The sequence below is a fragment of the Streptomyces sp. NPDC045022 genome (genome assembly GCF_056432605.1).
Window position 1 is genome coordinate 46,720 of the sequence record NZ_JBWKIR010000017.1, and the last position, 14,541, is coordinate 61,260.

The 14,541-nt window shown below is 71.1% G+C and carries 12 protein-coding genes; 11 read left to right on the forward strand and 1 reads right to left on the reverse strand.

What is annotated here, in order from left to right:
* Nucleotides 1-148 precede the first annotated feature (148 nt).
* The 4 genes from AC07C1_RS27080 (at nt 149) to AC07C1_RS27095 (ending at nt 2,209) form a co-directional block, all read left to right on the forward strand.
* Nucleotides 149-928: a type II secretion system F family protein gene (locus AC07C1_RS27080; RefSeq protein WP_478943053.1), complete on the forward strand. Its 780-nt coding sequence runs from the start codon at nt 149-151 to the stop codon at nt 926-928.
* 75 nt (nt 929-1,003) lie between these two features.
* Nucleotides 1,004-1,213: a DUF4244 domain-containing protein gene (locus tag AC07C1_RS27085; protein WP_478943055.1), complete on the forward strand. Its 210-nt coding sequence runs from the start codon at nt 1,004-1,006 to the stop codon at nt 1,211-1,213.
* A gap of 22 nt (nt 1,214-1,235) precedes the next feature.
* A complete protein-coding gene (locus tag AC07C1_RS27090) occupies nt 1,236-1,577 on the forward strand; it encodes a TadE family type IV pilus minor pilin (protein WP_478943057.1) in 342 nt (113 codons plus the stop codon).
* Nucleotides 1,578-1,765: 188 nt separating this feature from the next.
* Nucleotides 1,766-2,209, forward strand: a complete 444-nt coding sequence (locus AC07C1_RS27095; protein ID WP_478943059.1) for an Rv3654c family TadE-like protein — start codon at nt 1,766-1,768, stop codon at nt 2,207-2,209.
* A gap of 42 nt (nt 2,210-2,251) precedes the next feature.
* Here AC07C1_RS27095 and AC07C1_RS27100 read toward each other — a convergent pair whose 3' ends face one another.
* Complete coding sequence (locus AC07C1_RS27100) at nt 2,252-4,741, reverse strand: DEAD/DEAH box helicase (protein ID WP_478943060.1); 2,490 nt, start codon at nt 4,739-4,741, stop codon at nt 2,252-2,254.
* An 80-nt stretch (nt 4,742-4,821) separates the two neighbouring features.
* On the opposite strand from AC07C1_RS27100, the gene bldG reads away from it, so the two are divergent.
* The 7 genes from bldG (at nt 4,822) to topA (ending at nt 14,463) form a co-directional block, all read left to right on the forward strand.
* Complete coding sequence (gene bldG, locus AC07C1_RS27105; RefSeq protein ID WP_010986038.1) at nt 4,822-5,163, forward strand: anti-sigma factor antagonist BldG; 342 nt, start codon at nt 4,822-4,824, stop codon at nt 5,161-5,163.
* 166 nt (nt 5,164-5,329) lie between these two features.
* On the forward strand, nt 5,330-5,758 hold the full coding sequence (locus AC07C1_RS27110) for an ATP-binding protein (protein WP_478943062.1): 429 nt from the start codon (nt 5,330-5,332) through the stop codon (nt 5,756-5,758).
* 294 nt (nt 5,759-6,052) lie between these two features.
* Complete coding sequence (locus AC07C1_RS27115; RefSeq protein ID WP_478943063.1) at nt 6,053-8,458, forward strand: sodium-translocating pyrophosphatase; 2,406 nt, start codon at nt 6,053-6,055, stop codon at nt 8,456-8,458.
* A gap of 215 nt (nt 8,459-8,673) precedes the next feature.
* Nucleotides 8,674-9,279: a small secreted protein gene (locus AC07C1_RS27120; protein ID WP_478943065.1), complete on the forward strand. Its 606-nt coding sequence runs from the start codon at nt 8,674-8,676 to the stop codon at nt 9,277-9,279.
* A gap of 51 nt (nt 9,280-9,330) precedes the next feature.
* The gene (locus tag AC07C1_RS27125) at nt 9,331-10,851 is read left to right on the forward strand and encodes a DUF7059 domain-containing protein (RefSeq protein WP_478943067.1); all 1,521 of its coding nucleotides are present in this window, start codon (nt 9,331-9,333) and stop codon (nt 10,849-10,851) included.
* A 313-nt stretch (nt 10,852-11,164) separates the two neighbouring features.
* Nucleotides 11,165-11,362: a hypothetical protein gene (locus AC07C1_RS27130; RefSeq protein ID WP_478943069.1), complete on the forward strand. Its 198-nt coding sequence runs from the start codon at nt 11,165-11,167 to the stop codon at nt 11,360-11,362.
* A gap of 269 nt (nt 11,363-11,631) precedes the next feature.
* Nucleotides 11,632-14,463, forward strand: a complete 2,832-nt coding sequence (gene topA / locus AC07C1_RS27135) for a type I DNA topoisomerase (protein WP_478943071.1) — start codon at nt 11,632-11,634, stop codon at nt 14,461-14,463.
* The last annotated feature ends 78 nt before the right edge of the window (nt 14,464-14,541 follow it).

Genomic DNA, 14,541 nt, shown 5'->3' on the forward strand with positions numbered 1-14,541 from the left:
TGGGGCGGTGGCCGGAGTGGCCGGGTGGTGGTGGCTGCGGTGGTCGCAGGCGGGGGTGGTGGCAGGGGTGGCTGCGGCCGCCGGGACGGGGGGCCGGAGTAGCTGGAATCGGCGGAACGGACCGGATCGTGAGGAGGGGGCGGACGGTATGAGCGGGGAAGTCGTCCACAGGCTGGGGATGGCCGGGGTCGCGGTGATCGCACTCGGCTGGGGCGTTCGGCGACTGGAGAGGGCACGGCGGCGGCACCGGGCGCGGCGCCGGGTGGCCGAGCTGCTCGGCCTGGAAGTCCCCATGGCCAAGACGTCGTTCGAGGTCCCGGGCGTGGTACGGCGGTGGCTGCCGGTGGGCGGGGCGGCCGGTGGCGCCTGGGTGCTGATCGGCGGGGTCGGTGGGGTTCTGCTGGGGCTCGGCGCGGGGGTGGTGCTGTGGCGGTGGCGGGAGCGCCAGGCGGCAGCCGGCCGGGTGGAAGCGGCCGACACTGACGGAGCCGCGCGCCAACTTCCGCTCGCCGCAGATCTGCTGGCGGCCTGTATCGCGGCCGGCGCCGGCCCGGTGGTCGCCGCGCAGGCAGTGGGGGAGGCTCTCGGCGGACCCGTCGGGGAAGCGCTGGCGCGCGGCGCGGCGGAGGTACGGCTCGGCGGTGAACCGGCCACTGCCTGGCGGAGGTTGGCCACGCTGCCTGGTGCCGGATCGCTGGCGCGGCTGCTGGAGCGGGCCGACGAGTCCGGGCTGCCCGCGGCCGGCCCGGTCACCCGGCTCGCCTCGGACGCCCGCGCGGAGTGGGCTCGCACCGTGACGGCTCGGGCGCGTCGGGCGGCCGTGCTGATCTCCGCGCCGGTCGGTCTGTGCTTCCTGCCCGCGTTCATCGCGATCGGCGTGCTGCCCGTCGTGATCGGACTGGCGGGCGGGGTGGTGGGAGGGAGGTGAGCCGTACGAGAGCGGCTGAGCGTGGGACACGGAGCACGGAGAACGACAACAGGCATGGACGTCAGGGGAGTTGAGATGCACAGGAAGATCAAGGAAGCGGTGGCACGGCTTCGGGGGATGTGCCGCGGGCGCCGTCGGGACGCCGGGATGGTGACGTCCGAGTACGCGATGGGAATCATCGCGGCCGTCGGCTTCGCGTTGCTGCTCTACGAGGTCGTGACCAGCGGCCAGGTCAGGGCGGAGCTGCAGGCCATCGTGAAGAAGGCCCTCAGTGCGCGGATGTGAGCGAGGAACGGACCGCGGGTTCGTGACCGCGGAGGCGGCCGTGGTGCTGTCCGTGCTGGTGGCGTTCACCATGGCGCTGGTCTGGGGGCTGCTCGTGGTGGCGGCACAGATTCAGTGCGTGGACGCCGCCCGCACGGGCGCCCGGGCCGCCGCCCGCCAGGACCCGGCCGACGCGGTGGTGACGGTGACCCGGGAGGCGGCGCCGCGCGGGGCACGGGTGACCGTGGGGCGCGAGGGCGACCAGGTCCGGGTGACGGTGGTGGCCAGGCCGCCGGTGCTCGGGGGGCTGCCCTTCGAGGTGCGCGAGGAGGCCGTGGCACTGGCCGAGGAGACGGTGGGGGCGGCGACGGGGGAGGGGCCGTGAAGGGAGGTGAGGCGAACGACCGACGGCACTCCGGCCAGCAGTGTTCCGGGCAGCGGTGTTTCGGCCAGTGGTGTTCCGGTCAGCGGTGTTCCGGCCCGCAGTGCTCCGGCCCGCAGTGCTCCGGTCAGCAGTGTGCGGGCCGGCAGTGCTCCGCCCGAGGACACTCCGGTCGGCGGAACCCCGTCCGGGTGCACTCCGGTCGGGGGCGCTCCAACCACGGGCGCTCCGACCGTGCGCGCTCGGACCGAGGGTCGGCCACCGTCTGGAGCCTGGGGGTGATCGCCTTGCTGTGCGTGGTGTTCGGTGCCGTGCTCGTGCTGGGGCAGGCCGTCGTCGTCCGGCACCGGGCGGCCGGGGGCGCGGATCTGGCGGCGCTCGCTGCGGCGGACCACTGGGCCGAGGGCGGTGCGGAGGCCTGCGCCCGGGCCGAGCGGCTGGCGGCGGAACAGGGGGTACGGCTCGTGCGGTGCGCGATCGCGGGCGAGACCTCGGACGTGACGGCGGCCTCGGGAAGAGGGCCGTTCGCGGCGGAGGTGAGGGCGAGAGCGGGGCCGGTGGGCCCGGTCCCACCAGCCGTCCCGGGCGGCCCCCCGACCGCGGCGCCGGGTGATGCCGAGCCGCCCGGTCGCTGACCCCTGAGGCGCAGGCGATTCCGCAGGTGCTCGGCTCGTCTCCTAGCCGGCTTCCCGGTCCTCCGCCTGTTCTGCCGTCTTCTCCTGCGGCGCACCTCGCAACAGCACGGTGAGGAGCCGTACCGCCCCCCTCTTGTGCAGCGGGTCGTTGCCGTTGCCGCACTTGGGGGACTGGATGCAGGACGGGCAGCCGGCCTCGCACTCGCAGGACGCGATGGCCTCGCGGGTGGCGGTGAGCCAGGCCCGGGCGGTGTGGAAGGCACGTTCGGCGAAGCCCGCGCCGCCGGGGTGACCGTCGTAGACGAAGACCGTCGGGAGGAGGGTGTCGGGGTGGAGGGGGACCGAGACCCCGCCGATGTCCCAGCGGTCGCAGGTCGCGAAGAGGGGCAGCATGCCGATCGAGGCGTGCTCGGCGGCGTGCAGGGAGCCGCCGAGGATCTCCGGGATGATCCGGGCCTCGTCCAGCTGGTCCTCGGTGACCGTCCACCACACCGCGCGCGTGCGCAGCGTACGAGGAGGGAGGTCGAGTTTCGTCTCGCCCAGCACTTCCCCTGTGATGAGGCGTCTGCGGAGGTAGGAGACCACCTGGTTGGTGACCTCGACGGAGCCGTAGCACAGGCGGCCGGCGCCCCACGGGATCTCGGTGTCCGTCTCGAGGACGGAGATCGAGGTGGTGTCGCGGGCGACCGTCGAGTACGGCGGGTCGGCCTGTTCGACCAGGGCGACCGAGTCCTCCAGGTCCAGGGCGCGGACCAGGTAGGTGCGGCCCTGGTGCAGGTGGACGGCGCCCTCGTGGACCGTGGAGTGCGCGGCGCCCGCGTCGACCGTGCCGAGGAGCCGGCCGGTGCCGGCCTCGACGATCTGCACGGGACGGCCGCCCGCGCCACGGATGTCGGTGAGGTCGGCGGCCCGTTCCCGGCGGGTCCAGTGCCAGGCCTTCGTTCGCCGGCGCAGCAGCTTCGCGGCCTCCAGCTGCGGAAGCACGTCCGCGCAGGCGGGACCGAAGAGGTCCAGGTCCTCCTCGGTCAGCGGGAGCTCCGCGGCGGCGGCGCACAGGTGCGGGGCGAGGACGTACGGGTTGTCGGGGTCGAGGACCGTCGATTCCACCGGTTGGTCGAACAGGGCCTCGGGATGGTGGACGAGGAAGGTGTCCAGCGGGTCGTCCCGGGCGACGAGGACCGCCAGGGCGCCCTGTCCGGAGCGGCCCGCGCGGCCCGCCTGCTGCCACAGGGAGGCGCGCGTGCCCGGGTAGCCGGCGATCACCACCGCGTCCAGGCCGGAGACGTCCACGCCCAGCTCAAGGGCGGTTGTGGCGGCGAGGCCGAGGAGCTCGCCGGAGTGCAGGGCGCGTTCCAGGGCGCGGCGCTCCTCGGGAAGGTAGCCGCCGCGGTAGGCCGCGACACGCCCAACGAGGGACCGGTCGACTTCGGCCAGTTTCTCCCGGGCGATCACCGAGATCAGCTCGGCGCCGCGCCGGGACCGTACGAAGGCCACCGAGCGCACGCCCTGCACGGTGAGGTCGGTCAGCAGGTCGGCGGTCTCGGCGGTGGCGGTACGCCGTACCGGTGCGCCCTTCTCGCCGTGCAGCTCGGTGAGCGGGGGCTCCCAGAGGGCGAAGACCAGTTCCCCGCGAGGGGAGGCGTCGTCGGCGACCTCGACCACCGGCAGGCCGGTCAGCCGGCGGGCGGCGACGGCGGGTTCGGCGGCGGTCGCCGAGGCCAGCAGGAAGACGGGCGAGGAGCCGTAGCGCGCGCACAGACGGCGTAGCCGGCGCAGCACCTGGGCGACGTGCGAGCCGAAGACGCCCCGGTAGGTGTGGCACTCGTCGATGACGACGTACTCGAGCGATTTCAGGAAGGAGGACCAGCGGGGGTGGGACGGGAGTATCCCGCGGTGCAGCATGTCGGGGTTGGTGAGGACGTAGTTCGCGTACTGGCGGATCCACTCGCGTTCCTCGACCGGGGTGTCGCCGTCGTACACGGCTGGGCGTACGGCGGTGCCCAAAGGTTGTGAAAGTTCCTTCACCGCTCGGCACTGGTCCGCCGCGAGCGCCTTGGTGGGGGCCAGGTACAGGGTGGTGGCGCCGCGCCCGTTCGGGGCCTCGGCGCCGTCCAGAAGGGTGGACAGGACCGGTACGAGGTAGGCGAGGGACTTGCCGGAGGCGGTGCCGGTCGCGACGACCACCGAGTCACCCTCCAGGGCGTGCTCCGCGACCAGCGCCTGGTGGGCCCAGGGATGCTCGATGCCGCACGCCTGAACGGCCGCGATCACCTCTGAGCGAATCCGGTCGGGCCAGACGGCATGGCGGCCCGCGCGCGGGGGCAAGTGCTCCGTATGAGTGATGCGCGCAGACCGGCTCGGCCCGGAGGCGAGCCGGTCCAGGACCGTGCCCGGAGACGGGCGGGACGTCGGGCCCACCAGGGTTCGATCGGATCGGTGATTCTTGGCCATCGGCACCGAGTGTGTCACTGGAGTGACGGACAATGGAGCCAAGGCGTCGTGCACGCCTGCCGGTAAGTGATTGAATGCCATCGCGGCTGGCGATGCGTCCCGGGGGCCGCAAGCCGGGTGCCCGAGGGGCGACCGCTCGATAGCAAGGTGCTGGAGGATCCGTGGACCTGTCCCTGTCGACCCGTACCGTCGGCGATCGTACGGTCGTCGAGGTCGGTGGCGAAATCGATGTATACACCGCGCCCAAGCTGCGCGAGCAGCTGGTCGAGCTGGTGAACGACGGCAATTTCCACCTCGTCGTCGACATGGAGGGCGTGGACTTCCTCGACTCCACCGGGCTCGGCGTGCTGGTCGGCGGTCTGAAGCGAGTGCGTGCCCACGAGGGCTCGCTGCGCCTGGTCTGCAACCAGGAGCGCATTCTCAAGATCTTCCGCATCACCGGCCTCACCAAGGTGTTCCCGATCCACACCTCGGTCGAGGAAGCGGTGGCGGCCACCGACTGACCCTGGACCGGTCGCCGGCGCCGGGTTCCTGCGGGAGCCCGGACGCCGGCCGGTCCCGTCCTGGGCCGATGAAGACGAAGCGGCCCGGGGCACACAAGCACACCAGGGGGTGCGGGCCCTCGGCGCCCCGCCCCCGACCGCACGCCCGTAGTCGCGAGGGGGATGCATGGCCACCGTCGAACTCCGCTTCAGCGCGCTGCCCGAGCACGTCCGGACCGCCCGGCTGGTGGCGGCAGCGGTGGCACGCAGGGCCGGAGTGGACGAGGCCGTCCTCGACGAGGTCCGGCTCGCCGTGGGCGAGGCCTGCTCCCGTGCTGTCGGTCTCCACCGGAGCAGCGGCATCACGGCGCCGGTGAAGGTGTCGCTGATCGAGGAGGAGAAACAGTTCTCCATCGAGGTCGGTGACGAGGCCCCGCACGCCGTTTCCGGCGGCGACACGCCCGGCGCGCCCAGCGAGGCGGAGGTCGAGGAGGACGAGATGGGCCTCGCGGTCATCAGCGGCCTCGTCGACGACGTGGAGGTCACCACCGGGCAGGACGGCGGCCTGATCCGCATGACCTGGCCGACCACACCACCGGCCGCGGTGGTTGTCTGAGCCGTCCCGCCATCTCACAAGGGCCCTGCTGAGCAGGGCCCTTGTCGTATTTTCCGGCCCCCTGCGGAATTCGTGAAGGAATTCACGATCGATACCCCGATAATTTGATCAAGCGCCAATGCGGTCGTCAATGCCTTTGAGGCATTACCACTTTCGGGTTGGATGGCGTGACCTCGATCGTTTACTGAAGGGCGCAAGCAGGCCAATTCCGTTTACCGTCCCCTGTTTAGATCACTCCCGGGTACCTACAATCCGTCCACATCTTGAGCTCAGCCCAAGCGTCAAGGAGGACGAATGGCGGGGCTTTCTACCCCTCATCAGTTGGGTCATCCCACAACCCTCGCAGCCGCGGTTCTGACCGACGACAACCGGATCATGGTGGCCGTCATCGCGGCGGTCGCCCTGGCCGCGCTGGTGGTCGCGGGCATCCTGGTGCGCCAGGTGCTGGCAGCGGGCGAGGGCACCGACAGCATGAAACGGATCGCCGAGGCGGTCCAGGAAGGTGCCAAGGCGTATCTCGCCCGGCAGCTGCGCACGCTCGGCGTATTCGCCGTTGTCGTCTTCTTCCTGCTCATGCTGCTGCCCGCGGACGACTGGAATCAGCGTGCCGGACGCTCGGTGTTCTTCCTGATCGGAGCCGTGTTCTCGGCGGCCACCGGCTATATCGGCATGTGGCTCGCCGTGCGCAGCAATGTGCGCGTCGCCGCCGCGGCCCGGGAAGCCACTCCCGCCGCGGGCGAACCCGAAAAGGATCTCACCACCGTCTCGCACACCGCGATGAAGATCGCATTTCGCACGGGCGGCGTCGTCGGCATGTTCACGGTGGGGCTCGGCCTGCTGGGCGCCTCCTGTGTCGTGCTGGTGTACGCGGCCGACGCGCCGAAGGTGCTGGAGGGCTTCGGCCTCGGTGCCGCCCTGATCGCGATGTTCATGCGGGTGGGCGGCGGCATCTTCACCAAGGCCGCCGACGTCGGCGCCGACCTGGTCGGCAAGGTCGAACAGGGCATTCCGGAGGACGACCCGCGCAATGCCGCGACCATCGCCGACAACGTGGGCGACAACGTCGGCGACTGTGCGGGCATGGCGGCCGACCTGTTCGAGTCGTACGCCGTCACCCTCGTGGCCGCGCTGATCCTCGGCAAGGCCGCCTTCGGCGACGCGGGACTGGCCTTCCCGCTGCTGGTGCCCGCCATCGGTGTGCTCACGGCGATGATCGGCATCTTCTCGGTCGCCCCGCGGCGCGCGGACCGCAGCGGAATGACGGCGATCAACCGCGGCTTCTTCATCTCCGCGGTGATCTCCCTCGCGCTGGTCGCGATCGCTGTCTTCGTCTATCTGCCGGCGAAGTACTCCGACCTCGACGGCGTCACCGACGCGGCGATCAAGGGCAAGGACGGCGACCCGCGGATCCTCGCGCTGGTCGCGGTGGCCATCGGCATCCTGCTCGCCGCCGTCATCCAGCAGTTGACCGGCTACTTCACCGAGACCAACCGCCGCCCGGTCCGGGACATCGGCAAGACCTCCCTCACGGGACCGGCCACCGTCATCCTCTCCGGCATCTCGGTGGGTCTGGAGTCGGCCGTCTACACCGCGCTGCTCATCGGGCTCGGCGTGTACGGCGCGTTCCTGCTCGGCGGTACGTCGATCATGCTGGCGCTGTTCGCGGTGGCGCTGGCCGGCACCGGCCTGCTCACCACGGTCGGCGTGATCGTCGCCATGGACACCTTCGGGCCGGTCTCCGACAACGCGCAGGGCATCGCAGAGATGTCCGGCGACGTCCAGGGCGCGGGCGCGCAGGTGCTCACCAACCTGGACGCGGTCGGCAACACCACGAAGGCCATCACCAAGGGCATCGCCATCGCCACCGCCGTCCTCGCCGCGTCGGCGCTGTTCGGGTCGTACCGCGACGCGATCACCACCAACGTGCGGGACGTCGGGGCGACACTCAGCGGGCCCGGCTCGCCGATGAGCCTGTCCATGGACATCTCGCAGCCCAACAACCTCGTCGGGCTCATCGCGGGCGCCGCGGTCGTCTTCCTCTTCTCCGGACTCGCCATCAACGCCGTGTCGCGGTCGGCGGGTTCCGTGGTGTTCGAGGTGCGGCGGCAGTTCCGCGAGCACCCCGGGATCATGGACTACACCGAGAAACCGGAGTACGGGAAGGTCGTCGACATCTGCACCAGGGACGCCCTGCGGGAGCTGGCCACGCCCGGTCTCCTCGCCGTCATGGCGCCGATCTTCATCGGGTTCACGCTCGGCGTCGGCGCACTCGGCTCCTACCTCGCCGGCGCGATCGGCGCGGGCACGCTGATGGCGGTGTTCCTCGCCAACTCCGGGGGTGCCTGGGACAACGCCAAGAAGCTGGTGGAGGACGGCCACCACGGCGGCAAGGGCAGCGAGGCCCACGCCGCCACGGTGATCGGCGACACGGTCGGCGACCCCTTCAAGGACACCGCCGGACCGGCGATCAACCCGCTGCTGAAGGTCATGAACCTGGTGTCGCTGCTCATCGCCCCCGCGGTGATCAAGTTTTCCTACGGCAACGACAAGAACCTCGGCGTACGGATCGGGGTCGCGATCCTCTCGCTGCTGGTGATCGTCGTCGCCGTGTACATCTCCAAGCGGCGGGGGATCACCGTCGGTGAGGACGAGAGCGCCGAGCGGGTCGCCAACTCGCCGGACGCGGCGGTGGCTTCCTAGGCCACAGCGAGACGGCCTGGTCAACGGGCGGGCGGGCGGCGCGTGATGACGTGCCGCCCGCCCGCTTCCTCGTGCGGGCCCCGGCCACGCCGTGAGCCTTCTCTCCCATGGTGCGAAGAGTCACAAAAACACACCCATGGGTCATCCGGTAGGTGGGGGGAGACCGTCCGCCGTGTAGATTCCGGGGGCCGAGAGCCATGGAAGGGACCGATCCGGTGAACAAGAAGCTCGCGGCCGCACTGTCCAGCGGTGCGGTACTGGTGGTGGCGCTGTCGGGATGCACCAGCAGCGGTGACAAGGGGCCCGACCCCAAGCTGGTCGACTGGGCCAAGAAGGTGTGCGACGCGATACCCGCGCAGGACGCGAAGATCAGGTCGGCCAACGCGTCGATCGCGGCCATCGCCACGAACAGCAACCTCCCGCCGAAGAGCGCCCAGAAGACCTACGCGCAGGCCTTCCAGGACCTGGCCGACGGCTACAAGGCGCTCGCCGACGCTCTCGGTGACGCCGGAGCGCCCCCCGGCGTCGACGACGGCGCCAAGCGGCAGCAGGACGCAGCCAAGAACCTCGCCGGTCTTTCCGCGTCGTACGTCGGCCTGAAGAAGAAGGTCGACGGGCTCGACACCAAGGACCAGGGCAAGTTCGCCAAGGGCCTGAAGGACGTCGCCGCCACCCAGGCGCAGGACGTCGGCAAGCAGAGCAGCAGCGGCACGCAAGCGCTGAAGCGGCTGGAGCAGGGCGACGTCAAGGCGGCGATGGCCAAGCAGCCCAGCTGCAAGGTCCCCGCGGCGTCCGCGTCGGCGCAGGAGACAGCCGGCTGACGGTCCGCGCGGAGTCGGCCCTCGGCAGCCGCCCCGGGCCACAATGGGGGCGTGACTGACTCCGGACCCGCCCCCCTGCCCGCTTCCGACCGGCCCGAGACCGCAGCGCGTCTACGGGACGCGCTGCTGGCCGCCTCCTTCACCGCCGACGGGCTGCTCGACCTGCTCGGCGCTCCCGCGTATGCGGCGCTGGCCCGCAGCGAGACCGTGCCCGCCCTCAGGGCGACCCGTGGTGACACGCCGCTGGAGACGCTCGTGCGGCTGTTCCTGCTCCAGCAACCGGTGCTCCACGCGCGCGTGGCGGCCGTGCTGCCGGTGGAGGAGGCCCTGGAGGCGGGCTGGCTCACGCGCGTGGGCGGCGACGAGGTGGCCGCGACCGTGGACGTACGGCCCTACGGCGGTCCGGGCGGCGAGGACTGGTTCATCGTCTCCGACCTCGGCTGCGCGGTCGGCGGCGCGGGCGGCATCGGACAGCGCGACGAAGGTGTCGTCCTCGGCGTCGGCGGCGCCTCCACGACCCTCGCCGGCATCACGGTCCGTACGCCCGTCGACTCCGCCCTGGACCTCGGCACCGGCTCCGGTATCCAGGCGCTGCACGCCGCCCAGCACGCCACGCGCGTGACGGCGACCGATCTCAACCCGCGCGCGCTGCACATCACCGCGCTCACGCTCGCACTCTCCGGCGTGCCCGCCGCTGATCTGCGCGAGGGCTCGCTGTTCGAGCCGGTCGCGGACGACGAGACGTTCGATCTCATCGTCTCCAACCCGCCCTTCGTGATCTCCCCGGGCGCCCGGCTGACCTATCGGGACGGTGGCATGAGCGGGGACGATCTGTGCCGCTCGCTCGTTCAGCAGGCGGGGGAACGGCTGAACGAGGGCGGGTTCGCGCAGTTCCTCGCCAACTGGCAGCACGTGGCAGGGGAGGACTGGCAGGACAGACTCAGGTCGTGGGTGCCGCGCGGGTGCGATGCCTGGATCGTGCAGCGCGAGGTGCAGGACGTGACGCAGTACGCCGAACTGTGGCTCAGGGACTCCGGTGACCACCACGGGGACCCGGCGGAGTACCAGACGCGCTACGACGCCTGGCTCGACGAGTTCGAGGCGCGCAAGGTCAGGGCGGTCGGCTTCGGCTGGATCACCCTGCGCAGGACCGGGTCCGCCGAACCCACCGTCACCGTAGAGGAGTGGCCCCACCCGGTCGAGCAGCCCCTCGGGGAGACGATCCGGGCCCACTTCGAGCGCCTGGACTATCTCCGGGAGCACGACGACGCGGCGCTGCTGGACAGCCGCTTCCGGCTCACCGCCGAAGTGGTCCAGGAGCAGGTGGGACTGCCCGGCGCCGAGGACCCGGAGCACGTGGTGCTGCGCCAGCACCGCGGGATGCGCCGGGCCACGAAGGTGGACACCGTCGGCGCCGGGTTCGCGGGTGTCTGCGACGGCACGCTGAGCGCCGGCCGCATCCTGGACGCCATCGCCCAGCTCGTCGGCGAGGATCCGGTGCTGCTCCGCGCCGAGACGCCCGCTCAGATCCGTCTGCTGGTCGAGCAGGGCTTCCTGGAGCCGGTGCGCTGAGGCGTGGGTACGGCGCCGGGCGGGTGCCGTACCCCGGGGAGCAGTGCCGGCGTACGTGCGATCGGACCGTGCGGGGGGCCCGCTCGGATCATCGTCGTATGCCGGTGGCACGGGCGGGGGTGGGGCACGGGACGGACCGCCGCTGGAAAAAGGCCGGAAAAATATGGGTGCGGGCCCGAGGCGGTACCGCTCGAGCGCACGTCCGGTATCGCGTCGGCCTTCCGTTCACCCCGATGTCGTCCATCGGTCTTCCGCGCGTGCCACTCTCCCGGCGCTGGGCGGAGCCGGACGGGACGGAAGGGGTGGACGGGGGATGGAGAGCGCGTCGGCGATCTTCGCGGGAGTGGTGTTCGCCCTGTTCGGGGGCGCCCTGCTGGCGTGGACCGGGGTCCGTCTCCGGCGTGGCGAACCGGTGGCCCTGGGTGTGAGCCAGGTCGCATCGGCCACCCTCGCGAGCGCCGCCGGGACGGTCGTGCTGACCCTCGCCGGGTACTGCCTGACCCGCCTCTGACGTCGGCGGGTGCACGGCCGCGGAGGTGCCGCCGGAGTCCACGGAGCGGCACGCTCCGGACATGGGCCGCGAGGTCGCCGGGTACTCCGGGCGGCAGGAATGGCGGTAGTCGGGTTACCGTTCGAGTGGCCGTTGTGGGCTTTTCCCGTTTGACACGGGAGCGGGATGTACCGTCACACTCCGCAGCGGCACACGAGCCAGAAGTACGCCGCGACCCCGGGACGAAGGCCCTGGGGAGGCCCCAGCGTCGACCGGAGAGAAGAGCCAAGTTGTCCCCGACCAGCGAGACCGCACATGGCGGCCGCCGACTCGTCATCGTCGAGTCGCCTGCCAAGGCGAAGACGATCAAGGGCTACCTCGGCCCCGGCTACGTAGTCGAAGCGAGCGTCGGGCACATCCGTGACCTTCCCAACGGCGCCGCCGAGGTGCCCGAGAAGTACACCGGCGAGGTCCGCCGCCTCGGTGTGGACGTCGAACACGACTTCCAGCCGATCTATGTGGTCAACGCCGACAAGAAGGCGCAGGTCAAGAAGCTCAAGGACCTGCTGAAGGACTCCGACGAGCTGTTCCTCGCCACCGATGAGGACCGGGAGGGCGAGGCGATCGCCTGGCACCTCCAGGAGGTCCTCAAGCCGAAGATCCCCGTCAAGCGGATGGTCTTCCACGAGATCACCAAGGACGCGATCCGCGAGGCCGTCGCCAACCCGCGCCAGCTCAACCAGAAGCTGGTCGACGCCCAGGAGACCCGCCGCATCCTCGACCGCCTGTACGGCTACGAGGTCTCGCCGGTGCTGTGGAAGAAGGTCATGCCGCGCCTGTCGGCCGGCCGTGTCCAGTCCGTCGCGACCCGGCTCGTCGTCGAGCGGGAACGCGAGCGCATCGCTTTTCGTTCTGCTGAGTACTGGGACCTGACGGGCACCTTCGCGACCGGCCGCGCGGGGGATCCGTCGGACCCGTCGTCGCTGGTCGCCCGCCTGCAGAGCGTCGACGGAAGGCGGGTCGCGCAGGGCCGCGACTTCGACTCCCTCGGACAACTCAAGAGCGCGAACACCCTTCACCTCGACGAGGCGAACGCCCGCGCCCTCGCCGCCGCCCTGGAGAACACCCGCTTCTCCGTGCGTTCCGTGGAGTCCAAGCCGTACCGCCGCTCGCCGTACGCCCCGTTCCGTACGACGACGCTGCAGCAGGAGGCCAGCCGCAAGCTCGGCTTCGGCGCGAAGGCGACCATGCAGGTCGCGCAGAAGCTGTACGAGAACGGCTACATCACGTACATGCGTACGGACTCCACGACGCTGAGCGACACCGCGATCTCGGCCGCCCGGGCCCAGGTCACGCAGCTGTACGGCGCCGACTACCTGCCTCCGCAGCCGCGCACCTACGCCGCGAAGGTCAAGAACGCGCAGGAAGCCCACGAGGCGATCCGCCCCTCGGGTGATCGTTTCCGCACGCCCGCCGAGACCGGTCTGACCGGCGACCAGTTCAAGCTCTACGAGCTGATCTGGAAGCGGACCGTCGCCTCCCAGATGAAGGACGCGACGGGCAACTCCGTCACCGTGAAGATCGGTGGCAGCGCCGCCGACGGCCGGGACGTCGAGTTCAGCGCCTCCGGCAAGACGATCACCTTCCACGGCTTCCTGAAGGCCTACGTGGAGGGCGCGGACGACCCGAACGCCGAGCTGGACGACCGTGAGCGCCGGCTGCCGCAGGTCGGCCAGGGCGACCCGCTGTCCGCCGAGGAGATCACGGTCGACGGCCACGCCACCAAGCCGCCGGCTCGCTACACCGAGGCCTCGCTGGTCAAGGAGCTGGAAGAGCGCGAGATCGGTCGCCCGTCGACGTACGCGTCGATCATCGGCACGATCCTCGACCGCGGTTACGTCTTCAAGAAGGGCACGGCCCTGGTGCCGTCCTTCCTGTCCTTCGCCGTGGTCAACCTCCTGGAGAAGCACTTCGGGCGGCTCGTCGACTACGACTTCACCGCCAAGATGGAGGACGACCTCGACCGCATCGCCCGCGGCGAGGCCCAGGCCGTGCCGTGGCTGAGGCGCTTCTACTTCGGCGAGGGCAACGTCGCGGCGGCCGCCGCGGACGCCGGCAACGGTGACGGCGACCACCTCGGTGGCCTCAAGGAGCTGGTGACCGACCTGGGCGCGATCGACGCGCGCGAGGTGTCGTCGTTCCCGGTGGGCAACGGCATCGTGCTCCGCGTCGGCCGCTACGGCCCCTACATCGAGCGCGGCGAGAAGGACACCGAGCAGCACCAGCGCGCGGACATCCAGGACGACCTGGCGCCGGACGAGCTGACCGTCGAGCTGGCCGAGGAACTGCTGGCCAAGCCGAGCGGTGACTTCGAGCTGGGCACCGACCCGGCGACCGGCCACCAGGTCGTCGCCAAGGACGGCCGCTACGGTCCGTACGTCACGGAGATCCTTCCCGAGGGCACCCCGAAGACCGGCAAGAACGCGGTCAAGCCCCGCACGGCCTCCCTCTTCAAGTCCATGTCGCTGGACACGGTGACCCTCGACGACGCGCTGAAGCTGATGTCGCTGCCGCGTCTCGTCGGCACCGACGCCGACGGCGTGGAGATCACCGCGCAGAACGGCCGCTACGGCCCGTATCTGAAGAAGGGCACGGACTCGCGCTCGCTGCAGTCCGAGGACCAGCTCTTCACGATCACGCTGGAGGAGGCGCAGGCGATCTACGCCCAGCCGAAGCAGCGTGGCCGCGCGGCCGCCAAGCCGCCGCTGAAGGAACTGGGCGAGGACCCGGTCTCCGGCAAGCCGGTCGTGGTCAAGGACGGCCGCTTCGGACCGTACGTCACCGACGGCGAGACCAACGCGACGCTGCGTTCTGACGACAGCGTGGAGGCGATCACCCCGGAACGCGGCTTCGAGCTGCTCGCCGAGAAGCGCGCCAAGGGGCCCGCCAAGAAGACCGTGAAGAAGGCGGCGGCCAAGAAGACCGCCCCGGCGAAGAAGACCGCGGCCAAGAAGACGGCGGCGAAGAAGACAACGGCCGCCGCGAAGAAGACGACCGCCAAGAAGACCGCCGCGAAGAAGGCGACGGCTTCGAAGGCGACGGCTTCCGGCACCGAGGACTGAGCAGCGCACTGACGCGCCGTCGGGCGGGAGCACCCGCTGCCCGGCTTCGCGAATCGAACGCCCCGGCATCACTTTGGT

Bases quoted from the DNA above. Each gene is read 5' to 3' on its own strand.
- AC07C1_RS27085 (WP_478943055.1), top strand. From the start codon at position 1,004: ATGCACAGGAAGATCAAGGAAGCGGTGGCACGGCTTCGGGGGATGTGC.
- AC07C1_RS27110 (WP_478943062.1), top strand. From the start codon at position 5,330: ATGGCCACCGTCGAACTCCGCTTCAGCGCGCTGCCCGAGCACGTCCGG.
- AC07C1_RS27115 (WP_478943063.1), top strand. From the start codon at position 6,053: ATGGCGGGGCTTTCTACCCCTCATCAGTTGGGTCATCCCACAACCCTC.
- AC07C1_RS27080 (WP_478943053.1), top strand. From the start codon at position 149: ATGAGCGGGGAAGTCGTCCACAGGCTGGGGATGGCCGGGGTCGCGGTG.
- AC07C1_RS27100 (WP_478943060.1), bottom strand. From the start codon at position 4,741: ATGGCATTCAATCACTTACCGGCAGGCGTGCACGACGCCTTGGCTCCA.
- AC07C1_RS27130 (WP_478943069.1), top strand. From the start codon at position 11,165: ATGGAGAGCGCGTCGGCGATCTTCGCGGGAGTGGTGTTCGCCCTGTTC.